General features: G+C 43.4%; 1 protein-coding gene and 2 pseudogenes. 2 read left to right on the top strand and 1 reads right to left on the bottom strand.

Going from position 1 to position 1,430, the window contains the following annotated elements; genetic code table 11:
• Together PX481_RS10940 and cobO are read left to right on the top strand one after the other, a co-directional pair.
• Window positions 1-100: pseudogene (locus PX481_RS10940) on the top strand (Uma2 family endonuclease); the annotation flags it as partial.
• Window positions 101-174: 74 nt separating this feature from the next.
• Entirely contained in the window at window positions 175-780 is a 606-nt protein-coding gene (cobO, locus tag PX481_RS10945; RefSeq protein ID WP_002760003.1) for a cob(I)yrinic acid a,c-diamide adenosyltransferase, read from the top strand.
• A 220-nt stretch (window positions 781-1,000) separates the two neighbouring features.
• Here cobO and PX481_RS10950 read toward each other — a convergent pair.
• Window positions 1,001-1,430, bottom strand: a pseudogene (locus PX481_RS10950) (aldo/keto reductase); the annotation flags it as partial.

The raw sequence follows: 1,430 nt of genomic DNA on the forward strand, positions 1-1,430 counted from the left end.
AAAAGAACAGGCTCTTTTAGAAAAAGAACAAGAACGACAAGCTAAGGAAAGATTAGCGGCAAAATTACGAGAATTAGGCATCAACCCCCAGACAATTTAGCCAGCTAAAATCTGCAAACAGCGATCGATAACCCCTTGAGTTACAATTATCTTGATTTGACTGGACAGACTTGAATGCAACTCACTCCCGAACAATACAAAGAAAAAATGCAGCGCCGCAAGGTCATCCAAGAGGAACGTTTAGCCGAAAAAATCGCTGAAAAAGGTTTAATTATCGTTAATACCGGCGATGGCAAGGGAAAAACCACGGCAGCCCTCGGTATGGTTTTACGTTCCCTCGGTCATGGTTACAAAGTGGCGGTGGTACAATTTATCAAAGGTGCTTGGGAACCTGCCGAACAAAAGATTTTTAGTGTTTGGGGGGAACAAATCGAGTTTTATGCAATGGGGGAAGGTTTCACCTGGGAAACCCAAGATAGAGAAAGAGATATAGAGAAAGCCGAAGAAGCATGGCAAAAAGCCCTAACTTTTCTCGAAAATCCCCAATATCAATTAATTTTACTCGATGAGATCAATATCGCCCTTAAATTCGGCTATCTGGATATTCAGGAAGTTATCGCTGGTTTAGCCCGAAAACCCGCTAATTCTCACGTTATTCTCACTGGTAGAGGAGCTTTACCCGAATTAATCGAGATAGCGGATTTAGTCACGGAAATGAAGTTAATTAAACATCCCTTTCGTCAACAGGGAGTGAAAGCGCAACCCGGCATCGAATTTTAATTAGGGTTTGCGGCAAAAAGTTTTTCGTGGGGGCAGGGTGTGGGGTGTGGGGTGTGGGGTGTAGGGTTTTACCGATTTTGAGGTAGTCAGTTACCTAATTTTCAGGGAAAAAGTATCTGAATTTTACCCCCGATCCCTCCAATGGTCGGCACTTTTTGAGGGAAAAAAAGTCTAAAAGCCTTATCCAACAAGGTTTTTAGATTTATTCAGCAAGCCCTAATTAACTACTGCTTAAGCGTTGTACCGTCTCTCCCGACAATAATCGATGAGTTTCGGCGAGAAGATAGGGAATTTTATCAGCGTGGGGACTAGCGGCTAAACAGGCAGTTAAATCGAGTTTTTCCACCTCTTTTGCCTGTTGACCGGGGAACCAATGACCCCCATTCCCCAAGAGATTGTATCTGGCCCTCGCAAAGTCAATCATATCGTAGGCGATAGCGAGATTGCGTAACCAGAGGATAGAACGAATATTGATGTGATTGGGGGTATTTTCCCAGCTAGGTAAACCCACAGACCAAGTTTTTACCCAATTATCGCCTAAACAGTTGATCATCTCTCCTTGCAATCTCTCGATAATTGCCGGTAAAATCTCCTCGGATCGATCGAGTAAGGGTAAAGTTTTCAGGTGTTCATCAAAATCTCTGGCTTGC

Source organism: Microcystis sp. M53603_WE2 (assembly GCF_030065435.1).